The organism is Streptomyces sp. WM6386 (assembly GCF_000972385.1).
Lineage (GTDB): Bacteria > Actinomycetota > Actinomycetes > Streptomycetales > Streptomycetaceae > Streptomyces.
Map to the genome: position 1 here is coordinate 1 of NZ_JXTE01000724.1, position 332 is coordinate 332.

The window sequence follows — 332 nt, forward strand, 5'->3', positions numbered from 1 at the left end:
TCCCTGAAGGTCAACGGCCCCGCGATCTACGGGTCGACGCCCTGGGTGCGGGCGGAGGAGGAGGGCAGCCCGCTCGGCATCCGCTACACCGTCACCCCCGGCAAGTTCAACATCATCGCGCTGGGCAAGCCCACCGGCACCCTCTCGGTGCCCGGCGACATTCCCATCAGCGCCACGTCCCGGGTCCGGCTGCTCGGCACCAGCGGCAGTCTGAGGTGGACCCGCCGTGACGGAAAGATCAACATCACCGTCCCGTCCTCCCTGCCCAGCGACATCGCCAACGTCTTCACCGTCGACTGGATCCGGTGACCGGCATGGCAATCAGCAACGGC

The 332-nt window shown here is 68.1% G+C and carries 1 pseudogene; it reads left to right on the plus strand.

The features are described 5' to 3' along the window. A pseudogene (locus TN53_RS43405) lies at positions 1-309 on the plus strand (alpha-L-fucosidase); the annotation flags it as partial. Positions 310-332: the final 23 nt, after the last annotated feature.